Raw genomic sequence first — 20261 nt, forward strand, 5'->3', positions numbered from 1 at the left:
AGTCAGTCTGTTCTTTCCACTCCTCTATGAATATTCTCATGATAGCCGTGCGCCATAAACCCCAAATCGGGATTACTTATAGTATTAAAAGGATCATTGCTGATAATTACCTTTTTTGAAGTATTGAGAGGGAGTGACACCATATTTCCGCTTGAACTTCTCTGTGAAGTGGCTGGGCTTCTTAAATCCGCACATCATAGCGGCTGTTGTTATATTACAATCGGCCGTCTCCAGAAGTTGATAAGCCGCATCAAGTCTGCGTTCAATGATATAAGCATGAACGGAGCTGCCGAATAGTAGCTTGAAGCCCTTCTTTAGTTTGAATTCATTCAGATAGATCTGTCTGGAGAGCTGTTGAAGACTTGGTGCAGACAGGTAATTCTGGTCCAGGATCTGCTTAGCCTGCATTAAAGAATCTATATCGGATCTGGACATTTGAGCTGTGGCAGTTTGAGAGCGGCCGGCTTCATGTAAGCAAACCGCAGTTAACTCCAGAACCTTCCCTTCAAGATAGATTCGTTTAATATCCTCCTCATAGTCGCAGCTGGAAATGTCTATTAGAATCCGGTTCACTGCAGTGGTCATCGGATACATTTGAAATGGCTGGACTGAACCACCGTATACTGTTTGCATGATAGACTGTAGCTCATGGCGTTTAGCGAAGCTTGAAGACATTTTCACAGTGATCCCTTGAATGTGGCTCCCTGCATGATATCGGCCACTGCTTGTCGAGGGCTCATGCCCGAATATTGACATTTGTCCCCCGTTTAACGTATACGTTGTGCGCGAATCCTCTTCTGTCCAATCAATGGGATCACCAAGGCAGAAGCTCCACTTCATGCTGTTATCCTGATCTCTGCTGCTCATCTCGGTGCGCTCATGCACATACATATCGCAGGAGACTATTTCAATAGAAGAATTGACCTTAATCCGTTCCCAGAAGCCCTGTCCGATATTCTCAGGAACGTTGAACCTCTGCTGCATAAGGGGACTATAGCTATATAACCTATTTAATCCTTCAGTGAGGGGACAGATTGGAGAATTTAGATTTGTAATTTCATACCACTCAGACAAGTTATTCATTGAATTCTCCCCAATCGCTTCTTAATCATATAATCGTAATGAGAATTATTATCATTGTCAATCTTTTTGGTATAGTCCTTCCTGCCTCTATCCGGATCGCTTTTACCCAAAAACGGATTAAACGATAAGATGGCAGTAAATAGGGTTGTTATCTAGGACAGCTGCCATATAATAATACGTAACGATTACGATTTAATCGCGGGTTGTATGCTCTTTGTCCAATATCCTTCTCAAGAAAGGTGTAAATGATGGCTATCGCATTGCTTAAACGTATTCCCTCACTGCTTATTGTGTTGTTCGGTGTAACGGTCCTCACCTTCTTTATGTCAGCACTCTCGACAGTTGACCCTGCTGAAGCCTTCGCCCGGCGCACCTTATTGAATCCAACGTCTGTACAAATCGCTGACATTCGTCAGGGTATGGGGCTCGATCAGCCTGTATACCAGCAATACCTGAATTGGCTGGTCCACTCCCTTACAGGAGACCTTGGAGAATCACTCTTAACCAGAAATGCAGTCAGCAGCGACATCGCTGATAGATTGCCTATGACATTGAGCCTAGTTGCTGCATCCATGTTCTGGGTCATTCTTTTGACGATCCCGGTCAGTATTTTTGGTGCTCTGAGACAAAACAGCTTTTGGGATCATCTGATTAGCGGTTTTACCATTCTGGGGATTTCACTGCCAAGCTTTTGGCTGGGCTTCTTACTATTGCTTATATTTGCTGTTACATTTCCTATTTTCAGCGTAGTAGAATCCGGGAGTATCAGAAGCTTCATTCTCCCCTCTTTGTCGCTTGCAATGCCGATTGCTGCTTCCACCATCCGATTGTTCAGGGCCACTCTTCTGTCTAATCTCAATAAGGATTACGTCCTGTATGCCAAGGCCAGAGGACTTAACATGCGGACCATTATGTGGAAACATGTGCTGAAGAATTCTCTGCCTCCGCTGATTACATTATTCAGCCAATACCTTGGTTATATGGTTGTGGGCAGCGCGGTGGTCGAGAGCATTTTTTCCTGGCAGGGAATAGGTACGCATTTGGTAAATGCCATTATTGCCCGGGATTTACCGACTGTTAACGGATGTGTGCTGGTCATTGCAGTTATTTTTGTCATCAGCAATATATTTGCAGATATGTTCAATCTGGCACTGAATCCACGATTAAAGTTTGGAGGGAATACCCCTGCATGATAAAGCGTACGTTCACAAATAAGCAGGCGCTGCTGGGCATAACCATTATAATCGCACTGACTCTGGCTGCAGCAGCAGCGCCGTTGCTCTCTCCGCATAATCCCAATCGAATTGATGTGCTTCATAAATATTTACCGGCCAGCTCAGCGTATCCTCTTGGAACTGACCAGCTTGGAAGGTGCGTATTCTCAAGGCTCTTGTATGGAGCACGTTATTCCCTTGGTATAGCCGTACCAATGATGCTTCTGCTGGGTGGTATTGGCATTGTTCTCGGAACGGCAGCCGCATATATAGGCGGGAAGGTGGAACAGTGCTTTTTGATCATCTGCGACATCTTCATGGCCTTCCCGCCTCTGGTAGTTGTGATGTCGCTGGTGGGTGCATTGGGTGAAGGAATCAGCAATATCCTCTTGGCAATATTGTTCTCCATGTGGGTGTGGTTCGCCAAAATTGTGCGGACTTATGCGGGTATGGAGATGAGTAAGGATTATATCACAGCTTCCAGAATTGCCGGGTGCAGCGATGCACGGATCATTTTTCATCATGTGATTCCGAATATATTCCCGCAATTCATCGTCTACTTAAGCACTGGAATCGCTTCGCTGATTCTGATGGTATCCAGCTTTTCTTTCCTTGGACTAGGCTTTCCAGCCGGCACACCGGAATGGGGGGCCATGCTCAGCGAAGCAAGATCAAGCGTCTATTCTCATCCCTTGCTTCTCCTGTATCCGGGCTTGTGCGTACTGCTGGCAGCGGCTGGCTTCAATCTCTTCGGGGAGGCACTTAGAGACATTACCACACCAGAGGGGGCAGGCGAATGACTACTCTGCTAGAAGTTCGGGACCTTGCTATTGAACTCAGAGGCACCCAACAGCCAATTGTTAAGCATTCCAGCTTCAGCTTGAAGCAAGGTTCTACTCTTGCAATTGTTGGGGAGAGCGGAAGCGGCAAAAGTATGACCTGTAAAGCGATCATGGGTCTGCTCAATCATAAAATGTTCAATATATCGGGTAGCATCCGTTACCTTGGAACTGAACTTATCGGTCTGGAGGAACGTCTGCTTCGTTCCCTGTGTGGCAGCAAAATGGCGATGATTGTCCAGAACCCTATGACTGCATTTGATCCGGCTTCCAAAATCGGTGCACAAATCATCGAAACTCTTCAGGTCCACCGGAAGATGACCAAAGCGGAGGCTTATGCGCTCGGGCTTGCTGCTCTGGAGAAGCTTAACCTCTCACGCTGTGAACAACTCATGAACAGTTATCCGCATACTTTAAGCGGCGGCATGCTGCAGCGTATCATCATTGCCTTGTCACTAATCCTTGAACCGGAAATTATTATTGCTGACGAGGCAACTACGGCACTGGATGTCCGCAACCAGGGGATCGTTCTGGATGAGCTTGACAGCATCAAGCAAAGTGGGATCGGCCTGATTCTGGTTACCCATGATTTCGGAGTAGCCGCCAGACTGGCAGATGAGGTCATCGTAATGAAGGAAGGATTGATTATCGAAACCGGCACAATCCATGAGGTCTTCACCTCCCCCAGGGATACGTATACTCAGGAACTGCTACAGGCTAGTCTGCTGAAAAGGGAGGTGAAACTGTGATTACTATCCGTAACCTGCATAAGCAGTACACTGTCAAAGATAAATCAAGGAAGCGAATCGTTGTCGATGCCGTCAATCATATCTCACTCACTCTTCAGGATGACACCGGATATGCCCTGATTGGCGAGAGCGGCAGCGGCAAAAGCACTTTGGCAAAAATGCTTGCGGGAATAGAAACGGCGACGAGTGGAGAAATCTGGCTGGATGAGATTAATTTAGCTACATTGAAGGGTGAGGCGCTTCGGAGGAAACGCTCGGAATTCCAGCTGGTGCTGCAGAATTCTCAAAGCGCTCTCGACCCAAGACGGACGATATATCATTCGATCGCTGAACCTCTTCGCTGCCTGAGTCCGCAGGATACTCCAAGGGAGCTGGAACGAATACAAGAGCTCGCCTACAAGGTTGGATTGCCTGAAGCTCTTCTGACTCGCCTCCCACATGAGCTAAGCGGGGGTCAACAGAAGCGTGCCTGTATCGCGCGGGCGATAAGCATATCTCCGAAGTTCATCATTTTTGATGAATCTGTCAGCGGGCTTGATGTCACAGTCAGAAAGCAAATTCTTGATTTGATCGTGCGGCTAAAAGAAGAAGAAAAAAGCACCTTTCTCTTCATCACCCATGATATTGATGTAGCGTTATATCTCTCCAGTAATATCCTGGTCATGAAAGAGGGTTCGATTGTGGAGCAGCTTAACAATGCGGCTTCGTATGATGATTTTCAGCATGAATATTCTAAAATGCTTATAGCCGCACTTCCGCTTCAATCACATCACATCCAATGAACATAACTAAAGGGGAATGAACATGTTTAAAAAAAGAATACCGGTTATATTGTCAATGGTCATACTTACTGCTATTCTCGGAGCTTGCAGCTCTTCTGCCGATACTGAAGCGAATACTCCGGCAACCAGTGAAATCACACTTACAGAGAGTTGGGACTTCTCCAACGGGTTCTACCCGGTCATGACTCCGGAACGCAGTACCAACTACGGAATTATGTATTATGCAGTCAATTTTTATGAGACCCTGGTGAATTACGAAGATGGTACATTCACGCCTGGTCTCGCAGAATCCTGGGACATCTCAACAGATGGGCTGGTATACACCTTTCACCTGAAAGACAATGTTAAATTCTCCGATGGAGCAGCGTTTAACGCTGAAGCCGTGAAGAAGAATCTGGAGGCCATCCCTGTCCTGCTGGGAAGCTATAATGGATCTTATGGAACAACCAGTACGCTACTTGACAAGATAGTTGCAGTAGATCCGCTTACGGTAGAGATACATTTGAAGAATGCTTATTACGGGGTGCTCAAAGACTTAACGATGATCAATCCGATGGCTATGGTCTCTCCTAACGCTTTCAAGGAAGATGGTACACTCGACGATGGATTGCAGACGGCCACTTTGGGGACAGGCCCTTACATGTACTCCGGCGATACGGATGGCACTACGTATACCTTCGTGAAGAATCCTGAGTATTGGGGCACGGAGCCGGAAGTTGATCAATTCCATGTGAAGGTCATTGCTGATAATGATGCGAAGCTGCTCGCATTGCGCAGCGGCCAGGTAGATCTAATCGTAGGGGCGGACAAGATTTCCTATGACGCTTACAATGAGATGAAAGCAGCAGACGGCTATGGAGCCATAACCTCTGATGCCGTGTCCTACACTCGTTTGCTCGGGTTCAATACTTCTCAAGCTCCTTTTGATGATCTGAATGTCCGTCAAGCGGCTAGTTACGGGATCGACAAGCAAAGACTGAGCGAGAGTCTTTTCTCCGGAATTGAGGTGAAGGCAGACAGAGTATTCGACCAGTCTATGCCATATACGAATGTTGAATTATCTCCTTATGATTATGATAAAGAGAAAGCCATTTCTCTTTTGGAACAATCCGGCTGGGTCGATCAGGACGGTGACGGAATCCGCGAGAAGAAGGGTGTCCCGCTAATGGGCTCAATTCTGTATACAACCGGCTCTTCTCTTATGGACGATTTGGCCTTGGCGCTTACCTCGCAGTTCAAGGAGCTGGGTATGGAGGTTAAGGTTAAAGGTATGGACAGAATGGCTTATTATGCAGAAACGATGAAGAATGATTTCACTATTATTCTGAACCAGACGTACGGTCTTACCTATGACCCTTATACTTTCATCAGTAATATGAATGCTTCTCTAAAAGTAGATAATTTTGCAGCTCAGGCACTCTCTCTCGTTCCTGATGGTGACCAAATTATCGAATCATTATATAGTATGTCTGATATTACAAAAATCCAGGAAACCTACGATTTCATTCTGAAGGAAATTCATAATCAAGCGATCTTCCTTCCGATCTCCTTCGTGAAAGAGCTTGCGGTTTACAATAGTAAAAAGATTAATTCTTACAGCTTCAATGGACAACCTACCAGCGTGGACATTACTAAGGTTGAGCTGATGAAGTAAAGCCATATACTTAACAAAAAAAAGCAGCATTCTCATGAAGAGAATTGCTGCTTTTTAGGTGCTACCTATGCCCAGCAGTCATACCGATTCACTCCGTTAACCGGAGCTTCTGAATCTTTCACCTTGCTGTTTATAGATAAAGAATAATAACGAACCTCCCAAGACTGAACAAATAAGGTACACCCAGGTATAGGATAATAAATCGGCAACCGGACCCATAATCACTCCGCTCAGCGATACGCCGAGATCAGCCATAGCAATAAATAAACCGATCAGTACATTCCGGTTATTCTCCGGAAGCACGAACGTCAAATAAGTTGTTAAGGTCGGGTAAAGCATGGCCTGGGCTAATCCCATTAATAAAGCGCCGCTATAAAAGACTGCAAATCCTCCGATAATAGATAGCCCCGTGCATAAGGACGCCGCCGTGAGTGCGAGTATAATCCAAGTTACAAACACTGGATGCCATCGTCCGTCCGAGGGAATCTTTGTCCGCAAAAAAAACCGTGCCGCGACAATCATCGCCGCCTGCAGCATCAAATATACGGCTGCACTTCCATGGTTAACCTGAGCTGCATACAAAGGGATAAAGGTTGTGACTGCACCAAACACAATGGAAGATACCAGCATTAGTATACTGCAGCGGAATAAATGTGGATTCGTGAACAGTTGGGTAAACGAACCCCGCATGCCGGTTCTCTGAGCAGCCGGCCGGTTATCCGCCTCCGTCTTCATCGTGGCACTGAAGCCTACAGCTCCAGTAAGGACAGCCATTCCGATAAGTGTTATTGTAAAAACACTCATTTCCCCGGTTTCCCAGATATTTATAGCCAGTAAAGGACCTATTACGCCGGGCATCGATGCACAAAGCGAATACATGGAGATACCTTGTGAGCGGTCTTTCTGCGGTAAGGCATCAATTATGCCCAGCTGCAGCGACATGGAGAAGAAAGCCGTACAGGCCCCTTGCAGCATCCGGGCGATGAAATATCCGCCTAATCCGGTGAATGTATATAGGGACAAGGCTAATGCGTTGATCACCAAAATAACACGCAGCACTTTAACCGGACCCAGCTGTTGGATCCACTGGCCGGCCCAGGGCCGCAGAAACATGGTTGTAAACAAATAGGCGCCCATAACAAGGCCAATGGTTGAGTTACTGGCGCCCAGGGACTCTCCTTTAAGAGGGATAATTACATTAAGAATAGAGTTTGCACTGAAGTATAAGAGGGTCAACAGATACAGGCGCAGAAAGGGCCAGGACAGGGCTCCCTTCACAGTATTCTCTCCTTCCGGTTCTCAAGGTCAACGCTGCGGTCTTCACCTGAGCCGGCTAAGCGTAAAGCCATCCGAAGCATGTCATTGGAATATTCTGAACGGACATCGGTTAACTGGTGGGCAGATACGATCTCCACGATTTGTCCGTTACGGACAAACATCAGGCGGTCACACAGATAGACTGCTGCCTGGATATCGTGAGTGATGAAGATATAGCTCATCCCGTACGATTCCTTCAGCTTCTTAAGCAGTTCAAGCACTTGAAATTGAACGGAAGCATCAAGTGAGCTGACAGCTTCATCCAGCAGAATGCATTGTGGCTCCGTCGAAACGGCTCTGGCAATACACACCCGCTGTGCTTCACCTCCAGACAGTTCATGGGGATATTTCTTGCGGTAAGAAGAGTCCAGTCCCACCTGACGCAGCAGGAGGTCAATTCTCTCTTCGACTTCCCTGCCTTTCTGCCCTGACAGCTTAAGGGGTTCAGCCAAGGCTTTCTCAACAGTATAATAGGGATGAATCGAAGAAGTATAATCCTGGAATACCGCGCTGATCTTTCCCCTTCTGCCTGCCCGTTCACCTATGCTTATTCCTTCAAATTGTATGGTCCCGCGGTCAGGCTTCTCAATGCCAAGCAGCAAACGCCCCAGGGTAGACTTACCGCTCCCGCTTTCGCCAATAATTCCTAATACCTCGCCTGCTTCTAATGCAAAGCTGATATTGTGTAATATCTTCTTGCTTGTACGGGAGAACAATCCCCCGCCTGTATAGGATTTCTCCACCTGATCAACGGTCAACAAGGTCTAACCCCCCCATCCTGCTGCTAAAATGCCGGTTCAGCACCTGCTTTGCTTCTATTAGATGTCTGGTATATTCATGTCGGGTATTCGAAAAGATATCAGCTGCACTTCCGCTCTCCAGAATCTCGCCGTCCTTCATGACCACAATGTCGTCAGCAATCTGCTTCACTATGCCTAAATCATGTGACACAAAGATCATGGAGCAGCCTGTGTTTGACCGTAAGGAAATCAGCTGTTCCATCACTTCAAATTGTGAAAGGGTGTCCAGGGCGGACGTAGGCTCATCGGCGATAATCAGCGTGGGCTCAAGAACAATCGCAAGCGCAATCATCATCCGCTGCAGCATCCCCCCGGAAAGCTGGTGCGGGTATTTATTCATGAGGGCAACAGGATCTTTAAGCATGACGCTCTCCATTGCTTGGGCCATCCTGGACGTGATATCACTCGGGTTCCAGCCGTAGTGCTGTTGCAGTGTCTCTTTGAAATGACGGCCGACTACGCTTGAAGGGTCGAAGGCTCGCATGCCGTTCTGCATAATCAGACACAGCTGCCTGCCTCTTTGCTTGCGCATTTCCGCTTCGGAAAGCTCAGCGAGATTAACCCCGTTCAGCCGCATACTCCCTGATTGATGAATATTGGATTTGTTCAACCTCATGATTGCCCGGCAGGTGACAGACTTTCCGCTGCCGCTCTCCCCCACAATAGCGAGACAGCTCTCTTGTCTAACCTGGAAGGAGCTATCCGAAACGATTATTGTGCCGGTCAGGTTGTCCCATATCCGTAAATTCGAAACCTCCAGCGTATTCATAGAATTTATGCCACCTCTTCCCCTTTGGTTTTGGAGGAGAACATTGCCAAACTACGCGGGAATTTGCGGGTTTTCCTTTGTAATTTAGGATCGAGTGCCGCTTGCAGCGCATCAGAACAGAAATTAACCGCCGAAACTACGATAACGATAGCCAGTCCAGGGGCCAGCATAAGCTCCGGCCGGGAGAACATTACCCCTCTGGCCTCATTCAGCATCATTCCCCACTCTGCATGAGGGGCCTGAATGCCTAATCCGAGAAAGGACAAGCCGGAGATTTGCAGGATCATGGTGCCGAATGCGCTACTGGAGATCACCGCAATATCCGGAAGCGCTACCGGCAGCACTTGCTTCATGATGATGGCAAGATTGCCCATTCCAAGCGCCTTAGCGAATCTTACATAATCAGCATCGGCATACTGCATGACCGAGGTGCGGATGACGCGTGCAAACCAGGCCCATTTCATAATGACGAAGGCAATCAGAATGTTCTGGATTCCCGGTCCCAGTATACCGACTACAGCCAGCGACATCACATAACCGGGAAAGGAGAGCATGATATCGCAGACTCTCATGATGATGTTATCCGTCTTGCCCCTGAAATAGCCGGCCAGGAATCCGAGAAGGCCCCCAAAGGCCGCAGATACCGCCAGCGCCACAAACACCCAGAGGACACTGGGACGGATTCCGTAAATTAATCTGGACAATACACAGCGTCCCAGATGATCGTTGCCCAGCAGGTACTGCCAGGACGGTGAAGCATAACGCAGCTCCATATGGACTTGTTCCGGGCTATGGGGTGCGAACCAGGGCGCACACATTCCAATGATTGCGACCAGTGCGGTGACCGTCAGAGACAAGGCGGCCAGCTTGTCGCTCCACATTTTATGAAATACAGTCATTTAGAACTCCTTCCTCAATCTGGGATTCAATGCTGCATTAATGAGATCTGACAAGGTGTTGAACAGCACGAAGGAGGCAGCCAGAACCAGAACATAAGCCTGAATGACCGGAAAATCCCGGCCCAGGATTGAATTCACGGTCAATGTTCCAAGTCCCGGCCAGGCGAAGATACTTTCCACGACCACTGTGCTTCCCAGAATAATGGGCACGGCCATGCAGAACACGGATACGGCGACCTGCATGGAGTTCTTTAACATACGCATCGTAATTTTCCGTTCAGGCAGCCCGCAAGCCCTGGCATATAGCGTGTAATCCTCATATAACTGGCTCAACATGGAGCTTCGGACTATACGGAAGTAGATTCCGGCATAACTGACGGTCAGTATGATCACCGGCAGGATGTACCCTGCTAAGGAATCCATGCCGCTGGTCGGCAGCCAGTCCAGCTTGACAGAGAAATACCAGATCATCATTGCTGCAAGCCATGCGGACGGCATGGAAGTCAGGAAGAAGGAAATTCCGCGTACTGAACGATCCAGCAGCCGGCCTTCTTTCAAAGCACAGAGGATTCCGAGTCCAACAGACAACGCCAGAATCGCAACGACTGATACCATCGTCAATTTCAGAGTATTCAGAAAGGCCGGCCCGAGCAGGGACCACACCGGAGTTCCTGTTATATAGGATTCGCCGAAATCCAGCCGGAAGCAGGAGCCCAGCCAATCGAAATACCGGATCAGAAACGGCCGGTCCATGCCCAGTGCTATTTTGGTCTCTGCGATTAACGCTTCGGTAATTTGAGGTACTCCCTGTGACCGCAGAACAACCTCAGCCGGTTCCAGAGGCGACAGATGATTCAGAGCAAAGGTCAGAAACGAAATGATGATAAGCAGCGGAACTGCCAGCAGTGTCCTTTTGAGGATAAATCCGCTCATACAAGATCTTCCCCTTCCATCTCCGGTTATTTAAAGTGCATGCTCACGAAGGGCAGCTCGAATTGAGTTTGCTTGAAGGTAATTCCCTGCAGAGTGCTCGGAGCAACCACGGTAAGATTACCATTTGTAAGCGGAATGAACACGGCCTCTTCATGGACCTTTGTCAAAATATCCTTATACAGAGATTTTCGTCTCTCCTCATCGGTGGTCACCATGACCTCTTCTATTTGGCTGATAAGCTGCTCCGCGCGGGCAATACCTTTTGTGGCATGATAATAAGCTGTTTCCGAAGTAAATGCAGAGACTGTGCTTTGCGGGTCATAGGCAAGTCCCCATGTCTGGTTAAACAAGAGATCATAATCGCCTGTTGCTCTGCGGTTCGCAATAGAGGAAGAGTCCTCACCAATCAGCTCCAGCTGCATCCCTATGCCTTGAACGGTATTCTGAATCAGTTCCGCTTGTGTCTTCTGGGATAAGGAAGCCGCGTCATAATATAGTTTCATGGTTAAGGCTCTGCCATCTTTCATGCGGATCTCTCCGCTTGCATGTGTCCAGCCGCCTTTTTCCAGCAGACCTTCTGCTGCCTGCAAATCATAGGCACGCGGTTGTAGTCCAATATCAGCATAGTTCACATTGGAAGAAAATAAGGTGTCGGCGGGAGTCTCCTTGCCGCTGAAGATTTGCCGGGCGATGGTTTCCCGGTCAATGGCATGCCAGATGGCTTCGCGGACGGCTTTATCATGTACGGGACTGTCTGCCTTGCCGCTGTTGGCCACGATCATTTTCGTGTTCATCGGCTCACTTCTCACTACCTGATAGTCTCCGGATTCAGCCAGCCTGTCCATGGCCTCCGCATCAATACTGTCCGTCCCCCGGTCATCGGTAAAGACAAAGTTCACTTCTCCCTTTTGCAGGGCCAGGAATGTTGTTTCCCCTGTCGGAAGTACCTTTGCTGTGATTTTGTGGATGGGCGGTGCGCCGTTCCAATAATTGTCGTTGGCTTCAAACACCGCATACTGGTCCGTTTTATGCTCTGTCAGCTGGTAAGGGCCTGTACCGTTATAACCGCTAACCCCATCCTTGGTTTCCCCGTTCATAAAGTCCTTCGGGGAAAGGAAGACATATGGTCTCGTCATGGAAAGCTCAAGCAGTGCCGGATAATAAGGCTCTGACAAGGTCAGTTCAAAGGTGGATTCGTCGATGACTCTGGTATTCACGATTTTGGCCGACAATTTGATCCAGGTATGCTTGGCGGCATTATGCTGGACTGCGTCAATATTCTGTTTAACAGCTTCCGCATTAAACGGCTCTCCGTCATGGAAGGTAACGCCCTCTCTCAGGTGGAACGTGTAGATCGTCCCGTCCGCCGAGATATCCCATGACTCTGCAAGCAGGGGCTTAATTCCTTCAGGTGTATTCTCAACCAATGATTCGTATACCTTCCCTTGCGCAGGCATAGAGCCGGGATACAAATGCGGATTCATATCATTGATATCCTTTACAGTGGCGTAAACCAGTTCTTGGTTTGGCTTGGATGCATTCGTCTGTCCGTTCTCTGCTTTTCCGCATCCGGCTAATACAGCCATTGAGGTCAGTGCTGCCATGATAATGGTATATCTTTTTTTCATTTGAACTCCCCCATATTTACTATTCTGATATCTTCAGAAAATGATTGGACATGAAATGCCCCGGATACAGCCTGCCCTTGAAGCGCCTCAGCGGAACTCACTAATTGTTGCTCATAACGCTCAATGAACTTATCAATCGTTGGACAACTCAGCTTCAGCTGACCGGCGATCCCCTGAATGATTTTGATGCGGTAATAATCTTCCTTGGGCATCCGTGGAATGTCCCATTCTCCCTCCCTGTTTATAAATACAGGCTGGATCGGAACTGCGGAGAAATCATAGTATTTCCCCTCCGGGTCCGGCTTAGAGAACGGATCGATCAGCAGGGAAGCGTAACGGATATATAAGAGGTATTCCTGATGAATAGGTTCCAGTGACAAGAAGTTGTCAATATCATGCTGCGGTAAGCTTTCCGGCCGGACCGGATAATTATCGTCTGTCATGAACTTCAGGAGATTTAAGCTTGGCAGGTTAAGCGCTTCGAAGATCCCCGATAATTCCTTCCAGCACTCCAGCATTTCATGAATTAACCGGTGGGTAATCGGCCCCTCCGGAAATAATTTGTATACATACTTCCTGCCGGGACTCTGACCGAATACTGCACTGAGCGAGAAGTGATTCATGAACAGCGGCGGATGAACAAATAAGGAGATATTCCTGCTCTCCGCCTCCAGCGGGGACCTCATGATACTAAGCGCAATCCCTAAGACATTGTAAAGCTGGTTCAGCGAATCAAGATTGTATGAAGTGCCCCGGGTAGAGCCGATGAACACCTTTCTTTTAACTCCGGTAGTAATGGCGCCGTTCGACGGTACACCGTGAATCCAGCGAGTATCTCCCAGATAAGTGGAGCAACTGATAACTTCTGCGTTAGACCCCAGCTCTTTTATGTAATTGTGGACCAAGCTGTTAGAGCCCAAAGTAGGAGAAATTAGAATGAGGCATTTCACATGCAGTAGCAGATTTCTGTTCAGACTGCCCAATACATGCAGATAGGCATCGGCTGTTACGGATAAAATCACAGTATCCCAAGCTCCCGTTATCGACTCATAGCCTTGAAATACCTGGTCCGCACAGCATTCGCCTTCCATCAGGCGGTGTGATTCATTCTGTACTGTAGTGAATAACCGGTTCCCGCTCTCACGAAGTGCGGCCATGACCTGTTCTGATCTGTGTGAGTTTCTTCCGGCAATTCCGACCTGGGACTGGAAATGATTCTTGAACAGAACCGCCAGCTGAATGGTGACTGGCCCGGTTCCGAGTAATAATACATGCTTGAAGTCGTCCATGTGCAGCCTCCTTTGTTAAATTGCCGGCTGAGCCTTGCGATACAGCGCTACATCGAAAACCTGATCAGGACACTGAATTTGCTCGGCAAGTTTCCATTTCGTCTCATCAACAGCTTTCATAGGGTAATTGAAGAGGGATTTTAACCGGTCCCCGTATCTCATCGCTACAACGACCTGCTGGCCGGTTAACGGATACATGAGATCCAGCAGATTATACTTTTCCGCCACAGTTGAACTGAATATGATATGTGTTGCCTGCTTCAATTCTGTTTCATACTGTATAACAGACCCTGTTAGAAGACGTACAGGCAAATGATTCCCTAGCTTGCTTAGCACTTTATTGCTCAGGATTACCGCTTCTTCGTCAATATCGATTCCGAGGACTTCTGCATTCGTACGCCTGCTTATTAGCATCGGCGTCATCGGAAACGCACCTGCGCCAACCATGACTACCCTGGATTCTGAGCCGACCTCAAAGCTTCCGAATTCACGCTCAATGCCGGATTCAATATTAGCAAAATATTCGTTTCGTTCTTCACTCCCGTTCAAGAAGTGTAGAGCGCGGTACTTTTCCATAATGGATACACACTTTGCCGATACCTCTCTTAATTCTGCTGTAAGCCGCATCACCTCCCTGGAGTCTAGCGGTCCTATCTTTTCTTCCCAAATTTCCTGATTGCGAGGATTCATGATAAAACCGGTGTAATCGTCAATAATATCCGTGAGTTCCAAACTTCGCCTGGTTGTACCATCAAACTCATCTGCCATCTTCCGGAACTTGGCTGCAAATTCATAGAGTTTAGATAAAAGCATCTCCATCCTTCTCCTCTCTCTTCCGGTGATTAAAGATCGATATATGCTGTACCTTCTGCTACAATGCTGACATTGCCTGAGATGCTTATGCCGGTGAGCTCACTTTTGTCCAGATCCGCAGATACCTTGATGAGTCCGCCAGGCTGCAGTATAGCCCCTTCAAAGGGAGTCTTGTTCTTCCAGGCCATATATGCACCAATGGAAGCTGTTCCTGATCCGCACCCTCTTTCCCAGACCATACTGTCCAGCACAGGAATATGAATAAGGGGTAAAAGCTCGCCGGAGCTTGGCTTATACAGCAGAATGCCGATCAGCTGATGGGTCGAAGTGATTTCGAGCAACTTCGCTAAGCTTTGGGCCATTTTCTTGACCGGCTTAGTAAACCGCTCCACTTCTAATACCACATGAAGGAAATCGGAGTACTGGATTAGACCGACCATGAATTGATTGCCGTCATACTTGAATATCTTGGCTTCAATGCTCCGGGGCGCCGGCATCATGACCTTGCAGCAATAACCTTCATTAGTATTTGTCACCATACATTGAATCAATTGATCTGTTCCAGAAGCCTCCAATTTAACCGATCTGCTGTCACTGGTGCTTGTCTGCTGATGGGCCATCAGTACGGCCAAGGCCATGCAGGCATTTCCGCAAAACTCACCGCCGGCCATACGGAGTGCTGCATCTGCATCAGGCAGCCTGCTTTCCTTAATGAATCCGACTTGTTCGGCATATACGTTGTCGTAAGACATCATTTTCAGGGCAATCGGTGCGTATTCGTCTTCCTCATGGCTGCTTCTGACCAGGATGGTCATATTCTGTGTAGGGCTTACTTTAACAAAAGAGATTTCCCGGCGCATATCTCACATCCTTAAAACCGCAGATTCATAAAAACAAAAATTAATTGTAATGATTACGATTATCATTGTAAATTATACCCATGAACCCTACTATGGTCAATACATTTTTATTCACCTTGTTCTCCATAAGAAAAAACAAAAGAAGCCGCCAAATTGGCGACTTCCAATGGAACCCTGTTCGTGTCCTTCGACCACTGGGTTCAGTATGTCTGGAAGAACTGCTTCGCGCTGTCCTTCTCAGGCAGCGGCAGCCGAAGGGCTACGGGCAGCATTTCCGGATAAGCTTTGTGAGGCTCACGCTGATACCAGTAGGCCACCGAAGAATAATCATTGGACTGGGAGTTCCCGTGACCATGTTCGATACTGAAGCGAAGGGATTCCCGGAAGATGATCGGATCGACAATATGGAAACGGTATTGTGTAATTTTGCCGGAGTAGTCATTGAACAGGATCGTATTACTCTCCCTCCATGCGTCCCCGTTGCCGCGGATGGGCGCGTACAGGGATATCCCGTGATACGGGCTGTCGTATTTACCGGACGGATAACCCCAGGCTGCACAGAAATAATCCTCCGTACCGGTGCCATGCAGACGGGGCGGCCAAGGCTCGCCGTCGATGAAGAACATGTCATCCCCTTCTCCAGGCCAGCTGAAGCCCGGCATCGGATTCAGGTGATCAATGCTGAGATTGCAGCCGACGTAATGCCCCTCTCCCACCGCATCCATAAGCACATAGTTGTCGTCACCCGTCAGATTCTTAAGCTCATATACTTTCTGGTCGGCATAATTGGCCTTTTCCTGCGCGTCATGCTCCAGCTTCAACGCTGCAAGATCGACCGTCCCCTGTGTAGGATTCTCCCTCCGCCAGGAAGCATGGAAGTAGAAGCTGTCCTCCGGAATCTCTTTCTCCACATAGTCGACGTAGAAGTACAATACCAACTCATCCTCGCATTCATTGATAATCTCGATGCGTGCGCTGCTGCGGAACGGCATCTCAAAAAAACAGTTCATCGCCGCCTTATCCTCAATGACATCCTGTGTTGTTATCATATTGAGCGGCATGGAGACATAGTGGCTGGCAACCCCATGACCGACGCCGAAGAAATCACCTACCGGCGAATCTACACTAGGCTCTTCTTCTCCATCCCAAAACATACGCACCAGCACTTTGCGGAATGCATATTTATTCTTGGCTGCGATTGTCATCCAGATATGCTGAATGATGCCCGATCCTTCAATCTCTGCGATCGCTGCCGTCTGGCCGGCTCCAATCACGATGAAATCCCGGTTGCCCCCGGTCTGATCCCAGCTCGATAGTCTGCGGGACTGCCCTTCCTTGCGCTGATATAATGAATTCATCCTATTGTCTCACTCCTTCTGCAGGTTTAGGCTTTGATGCCTGTAAGTGTAATACCTTCGATAAAGTACCTCTGTCCGATAAAAAAGACGATAATCGCCGGAGCCAGCACTACCGTAGCTGCCGCCATCATCAGATGCCATTCCGCAGCGTACATGCCCTTGAATTGCTGCAGGCCAAGCGCCAGTGTATATTTGGACTCATCGTTCAGATAGACCAGCGGCCCCAGAAAGTCATTCCATGAAGCCAGAAAGGTGAACAGTCCTACAACGACCAGTGCGGGCCGTGTCAGAGGAATGATGATGGAGATGAAAATCCGCCCGTGGCTGGCACCGTCCACATAAGCCGCCTCGTCCAGATCGCGGGGAATACTCAAATAGAACTGGCGTAGCAGGAAGATATTGAACGCCCCTCCACCGAACCAGGCCGGTGCAATCAGCGGAATGAACGAATTGGTTAATCCAAGCTTGCTCCAGCCGATGAAGGTCGGAATCAGCGTAACCGCATAAGGCAGCATCATACTGGATAATAGCAGGCCAAAGATAAGGTCGCGTCCTCTCCAGGACATCCGTGCAAAGCTGTACGCGCTTATAGAGCAGGTAACAAGCACACCAATCATCGAAAAAATCACAATAACTGTGGTATTGATAAAATAACGTCCAAATGGCAGAATGGTCAGCGCCTCACTGAAATTGCTAAACCGGAAGGGATTAGGTATCCATATGGGCGGCAGCTCAAAAATTTGCCCCATATCCATCAAGGAGCTGCGGATGAGCCAAATCAGCGGCAGCAGACTGAAGAGGCCTCCGGCCATAAGCACCAAATACACCAATCCCTTTTCAACCCATGCCTTGGTCCTCATCTGGCTTCATCTCCCTCGTAATACACCCATTTTCTTGATGTCTTGAAGACCGTATAGGTCAACAGCATAATGATGATGAACAGCACCCAGGCAATGGCGCTTGCGCTTCCCATCCGCGAGAACTGAAAGGCTTCCCGGTACAGATAGAAGACATAGAACAAGCTGGCATTGTTGGGTCCGCCGTTAGTCATGACATAGGCTTGCGAGAACACCTGGAATCCATTAATGATCCCCATGATCAGGTTGAAAAAGATCGTCGGCGTCATCATGGGAATGGTAATATTCCGCAGCTTGTTCAGCTTGGAGCCCCCGTCTATCTCAATGGCTTCATACAGCGAGCGGGGAATATCCTGCAATCCGGCCAGGAAAATAATCATTGTACCTCCCGTTGTCCACAGGTTCATTAGCGCCAGTGAGGGGACCACAGATTTTTCTCCAAAAATCCACTGGCTGCCGGGAAGGCCGATGGCGCGGAGCAGCTCGTTGGCCAGCCCCAAATCGGGATTCAGGAGCCATAGCCAAATGAACGAAATCGCGATGATCGGCACGATGGACGGCAGATAGAAGACGGTCCGGAAGATGGCTTTGCCTTTGATATTCCTGTTCAGCAGAATGGCCAGGAGAAAGGAATAAATAATACCTGTGGGCACACTAAGTACGACAAAATAGAGGGTAACTCCGAGCGCCTTGTAGAAATACTGGTCTTCCCCGCTAAACATTCTGGTGTAATTATCCAGTCCGATAAAGGAGGGGGAATTGGAGCCGGAATAGTCGGTGAAGCTCATATACAGGCTGTAGATCATGGGACCCAGCGTAAATATCACCAGCCCAAGAATGGCCGGTAAGGCAAACAAGATGCCATACAGCTCATTCCTATAGGAATTGCGCTTGGTCTTTGCGCGTTGTACACCCAGTGAAGAGACGGGCTCCATACACATGTATCCTCTCTTCGGGCATTGCCGGCAGCGGATGTGCCCCAAGAATCCGGCAGATCCGCCTTCCGGCAAGGTCCGTTATTTCAAATAGGTTCCTTGTATAAGCGGCTTAACTTTGGCTTCCACTTCTTTCATCGCTTCGGCGGCCGTTTTGGTGCCGAGCCATACCTGATCCAGCCCCGCAGTTACCGCAGCGTCAATCTCTACGAAGTTACGGATATTATTCTCAGGTGAAGGCTCTGCATGTTCGTAGGTGGAACGCATAACGGCATCCTGGAAACCGGCCGGACGGCCCGGAAGCTCTTCGTTTGCCCAGCTGTCCACCAGCTTCGGATCTTCATACCACTGCTTCATCTGCGGCATCCAGAGTCCCTGATGAAGCTCCAGCACATTCTGCGGATCCGTCAGGAATTTGGAGAACTCCCAGGCTTCCTTCGGATGCTTGGTGCTCTTGAAGATAATCAGGGAGCCTCCGAGGAAGAAAGTCTTATAGTCCTTCAGCACCGGCAGTACACCTACGCCCCAGTTGATCTTGGCCTTGCTCAGGTCCAGATGGTTCCAGCTTCCGTCTATGACCATTGCCACCTTTCTGGATTGGAGCGCCGTGGCCGGCGCCGGAATGCTGCTGGCTTGAACCGGGGAAGGAGCAACATGATGGACATTGATCAGGTCAGCAATCTTCTGAATCGCTTCGGTTGCTTCAGGCTTGGAGAGCCCGAATTCCTTGCCGTCCCCTATCAAATAGTCCCCGCCGTTAGACAGAACCAGCGGCATGTAGGATAACCAGCTAAGGCTGTATTTCACACCGTATTGCTTGATGTTCTTGGGATCAAATCCCGGATCATCCGGATGCTTGCCGTTCCGGTCAAGGGTGAGCTTCTTGGCTGTTTCCACGAATTCATCCCATTGCCAGGCTTCTTCCGCTTTGGTTGGCGGCAGCTCAACCCCCGCCTCTTTGAACAGATCTGCATTGTACATCAGAGATGGAACTACCGAAGCCTGATAAGGTCCCGCACTTTTATCGGTATCCCAGTTCCACCAGGCGTACTGAAGGTAATCCTCCTTCTTGATGCTGGGGTCATCCTTCATGAGATCGAAGAAATTATAGATCAGGCCTTCTTCCCCCATCTTCAGCTTCCAGGCGGCCGAGTAGCTTAGATCCGGTGCTTCATTCCCGGCGATCATGGCATTCAGCTTCTGTAAGAAGTCCGTGCCCGGGATATGGATGGAATCTATGGTGACGTTGGGGTTCTTGGCTTCAAAAGCCTTAATGGCGTCTTCCACTGCCTTCTTCTCCTGGGGACTGCCCCAGAACGTGAATTTCAGCTTGACCTTCTCTCCGGTGGCCGGAGTATTGCCTGAACCTGAATTTGCCGTATCTTTTTGGTTCCCGCCGCCATTTCCGCAAGCGGTTACAAGTAATGCAATAATCATTAAGAAGAGTAACATTAGCTTGGTTCTGCCAGTGTGCCTGCTCAT

19 protein-coding genes are annotated in these 20261 nt (G+C 48.6%); 5 read left to right on the top strand and 14 right to left on the bottom strand.

Annotation, left to right across the window (positions count from 1 at the left end; translation table 11 throughout):
* Positions 1–93: 93 nt before the first annotated feature.
* Positions 94–984, bottom strand: a complete 891-nt coding sequence (locus ACFSX3_RS27390) for a helix-turn-helix domain-containing protein (RefSeq protein ID WP_379256504.1) — start codon at positions 982–984, stop codon at positions 94–96.
* A gap of 344 nt (positions 985–1328) precedes the next feature.
* On the opposite strand from ACFSX3_RS27390, the gene ACFSX3_RS27395 reads away from it, so the two are divergent.
* The 5 genes from ACFSX3_RS27395 to nikA are packed head-to-tail and all read left to right on the top strand — an operon-like array spanning position 1329 to position 6321.
* A complete protein-coding gene (locus ACFSX3_RS27395) occupies positions 1329–2276 on the top strand; it encodes an ABC transporter permease (protein ID WP_379313514.1) in 948 nt (315 codons plus the stop codon).
* Positions 2273–3097, top strand: a complete 825-nt coding sequence (locus ACFSX3_RS27400; protein ID WP_209992970.1) for an ABC transporter permease — start codon at positions 2273–2275, stop codon at positions 3095–3097. Before ACFSX3_RS27395 ends, ACFSX3_RS27400 begins: the two co-directional genes overlap by 4 nt.
* Positions 3094–3885 (top strand): ABC transporter ATP-binding protein, encoded by a 792-nt coding sequence (locus ACFSX3_RS27405; RefSeq protein WP_209992972.1) that lies wholly within the window; start codon positions 3094–3096, stop codon positions 3883–3885. The genes ACFSX3_RS27400 and ACFSX3_RS27405 overlap by 4 nt, the downstream gene beginning before the upstream one ends.
* Positions 3882–4667, top strand: a complete 786-nt coding sequence (locus ACFSX3_RS27410; RefSeq protein WP_209992974.1) for an ABC transporter ATP-binding protein — start codon at positions 3882–3884, stop codon at positions 4665–4667. Before ACFSX3_RS27405 ends, ACFSX3_RS27410 begins: the two co-directional genes overlap by 4 nt.
* Positions 4668–4689: 22 nt before the next feature.
* Positions 4690–6321: a nickel ABC transporter substrate-binding protein gene (gene nikA / locus ACFSX3_RS27415; RefSeq protein WP_379256509.1), complete on the top strand. Its 1632-nt coding sequence runs from the start codon at positions 4690–4692 to the stop codon at positions 6319–6321.
* Positions 6322–6417: 96 nt separating this feature from the next.
* On the opposite strand, the gene cntE is transcribed toward nikA, so the two are convergent.
* The 13 genes from cntE to ACFSX3_RS27480 all read right to left on the bottom strand — a co-directional run bounded on the left by cntE (position 6418) and on the right by ACFSX3_RS27480 (position 20261).
* The gene (gene cntE, locus ACFSX3_RS27420) at positions 6418–7599 is read right to left on the bottom strand and encodes a staphylopine family metallophore export MFS transporter CntE (RefSeq protein ID WP_209992978.1); all 1182 of its coding nucleotides are present in this window, start codon (positions 7597–7599) and stop codon (positions 6418–6420) included.
* Positions 7596–8399 carry an ABC transporter ATP-binding protein gene (locus tag ACFSX3_RS27425; RefSeq protein ID WP_209992979.1) on the bottom strand — a complete coding sequence of 268 codons (804 nt, stop codon included), beginning with the start codon at positions 8397–8399 and terminating at the stop codon, positions 7596–7598. Before ACFSX3_RS27425 ends, cntE begins: the two co-directional genes overlap by 4 nt.
* On the bottom strand, positions 8386–9207 hold the full coding sequence (gene cntF / locus ACFSX3_RS27430; protein WP_209992981.1) for a staphylopine uptake ABC transporter ATP-binding protein CntF: 822 nt from the start codon (positions 9205–9207) through the stop codon (positions 8386–8388). Before cntF ends, ACFSX3_RS27425 begins: the two co-directional genes overlap by 14 nt.
* Before the next feature lie 5 nt (positions 9208–9212).
* Positions 9213–10106: a staphylopine uptake ABC transporter permease subunit CntC gene (gene cntC / locus ACFSX3_RS27435; protein WP_209992983.1), complete on the bottom strand. Its 894-nt coding sequence runs from the start codon at positions 10104–10106 to the stop codon at positions 9213–9215.
* Positions 10107–11039 carry a nickel/cobalt ABC transporter permease gene (gene opp1B / locus ACFSX3_RS27440; protein WP_209992985.1) on the bottom strand — a complete coding sequence of 311 codons (933 nt, stop codon included), beginning with the start codon at positions 11037–11039 and terminating at the stop codon, positions 10107–10109.
* A gap of 26 nt (positions 11040–11065) precedes the next feature.
* Positions 11066–12667, bottom strand: coding sequence for a staphylopine-dependent metal ABC transporter substrate-binding lipoprotein (gene cntA / locus ACFSX3_RS27445; RefSeq protein ID WP_209992987.1), 1602 nt, complete (start codon positions 12665–12667; stop codon positions 11066–11068).
* Complete coding sequence (locus ACFSX3_RS27450) at positions 12664–13956, bottom strand: opine metallophore biosynthesis dehydrogenase (RefSeq protein WP_209992989.1); 1293 nt, start codon at positions 13954–13956, stop codon at positions 12664–12666. Before ACFSX3_RS27450 ends, cntA begins: the two co-directional genes overlap by 4 nt.
* A gap of 15 nt (positions 13957–13971) precedes the next feature.
* Positions 13972–14769, bottom strand: coding sequence for an SAM-dependent methyltransferase (locus ACFSX3_RS27455; protein ID WP_379256510.1), 798 nt, complete (start codon positions 14767–14769; stop codon positions 13972–13974).
* Positions 14770–14798: 29 nt separating this feature from the next.
* Positions 14799–15629, bottom strand: a complete 831-nt coding sequence (locus ACFSX3_RS27460; RefSeq protein WP_209992993.1) for a diaminopimelate epimerase — start codon at positions 15627–15629, stop codon at positions 14799–14801.
* A gap of 200 nt (positions 15630–15829) precedes the next feature.
* The gene (locus ACFSX3_RS27465) at positions 15830–16987 is read right to left on the bottom strand and encodes a glycoside hydrolase family 172 protein (RefSeq protein ID WP_209992994.1); all 1158 of its coding nucleotides are present in this window, start codon (positions 16985–16987) and stop codon (positions 15830–15832) included.
* A gap of 26 nt (positions 16988–17013) precedes the next feature.
* A complete protein-coding gene (locus ACFSX3_RS27470; protein WP_173137264.1) occupies positions 17014–17847 on the bottom strand; it encodes a carbohydrate ABC transporter permease in 834 nt (277 codons plus the stop codon).
* A complete protein-coding gene (locus tag ACFSX3_RS27475; RefSeq protein WP_209992996.1) occupies positions 17844–18779 on the bottom strand; it encodes a carbohydrate ABC transporter permease in 936 nt (311 codons plus the stop codon). Before ACFSX3_RS27475 ends, ACFSX3_RS27470 begins: the two co-directional genes overlap by 4 nt.
* An 81-nt stretch (positions 18780–18860) precedes the next feature.
* Positions 18861–20261: an ABC transporter substrate-binding protein gene (locus ACFSX3_RS27480; protein ID WP_209992997.1), complete on the bottom strand. Its 1401-nt coding sequence runs from the start codon at positions 20259–20261 to the stop codon at positions 18861–18863.

This window comes from Paenibacillus rhizoplanae, assembly GCF_042684125.1.
Classification (GTDB): domain Bacteria; phylum Bacillota; class Bacilli; order Paenibacillales; family Paenibacillaceae; genus Paenibacillus_AQ; species Paenibacillus_AQ rhizoplanae.

Bases quoted from the DNA above. Each gene is read 5' to 3' on its own strand.
- ACFSX3_RS27390 (WP_379256504.1), bottom strand. From the start codon at position 984: ATGCAGCAGAGGTTCAACGTTCCTGAGAATATCGGACAGGGCTTCTGG.
- ACFSX3_RS27395 (WP_379313514.1), top strand. From the start codon at position 1,329: ATGATGGCTATCGCATTGCTTAAACGTATTCCCTCACTGCTTATTGTG.
- ACFSX3_RS27400 (WP_209992970.1), top strand. From the start codon at position 2,273: ATGATAAAGCGTACGTTCACAAATAAGCAGGCGCTGCTGGGCATAACC.
- ACFSX3_RS27405 (WP_209992972.1), top strand. From the start codon at position 3,094: ATGACTACTCTGCTAGAAGTTCGGGACCTTGCTATTGAACTCAGAGGC.
- nikA (WP_379256509.1), top strand. From the start codon at position 4,690: ATGTTTAAAAAAAGAATACCGGTTATATTGTCAATGGTCATACTTACT.
- cntF (WP_209992981.1), bottom strand. From the start codon at position 9,207: ATGAATACGCTGGAGGTTTCGAATTTACGGATATGGGACAACCTGACC.
- cntC (WP_209992983.1), bottom strand. From the start codon at position 10,106: ATGACTGTATTTCATAAAATGTGGAGCGACAAGCTGGCCGCCTTGTCT.
- opp1B (WP_209992985.1), bottom strand. From the start codon at position 11,039: ATGAGCGGATTTATCCTCAAAAGGACACTGCTGGCAGTTCCGCTGCTT.
- cntA (WP_209992987.1), bottom strand. From the start codon at position 12,667: ATGAAAAAAAGATATACCATTATCATGGCAGCACTGACCTCAATGGCT.
- ACFSX3_RS27450 (WP_209992989.1), bottom strand. From the start codon at position 13,956: ATGGACGACTTCAAGCATGTATTATTACTCGGAACCGGGCCAGTCACC.
- ACFSX3_RS27455 (WP_379256510.1), bottom strand. From the start codon at position 14,769: ATGCTTTTATCTAAACTCTATGAATTTGCAGCCAAGTTCCGGAAGATG.
- ACFSX3_RS27460 (WP_209992993.1), bottom strand. From the start codon at position 15,629: ATGCGCCGGGAAATCTCTTTTGTTAAAGTAAGCCCTACACAGAATATG.
- ACFSX3_RS27465 (WP_209992994.1), bottom strand. From the start codon at position 16,987: ATGAATTCATTATATCAGCGCAAGGAAGGGCAGTCCCGCAGACTATCG.
- ACFSX3_RS27470 (WP_173137264.1), bottom strand. From the start codon at position 17,847: ATGAGGACCAAGGCATGGGTTGAAAAGGGATTGGTGTATTTGGTGCTT.
- ACFSX3_RS27475 (WP_209992996.1), bottom strand. From the start codon at position 18,779: ATGGAGCCCGTCTCTTCACTGGGTGTACAACGCGCAAAGACCAAGCGC.
- ACFSX3_RS27480 (WP_209992997.1), bottom strand. From the start codon at position 20,261: ATGAGCAGGCACACTGGCAGAACCAAGCTAATGTTACTCTTCTTAATG.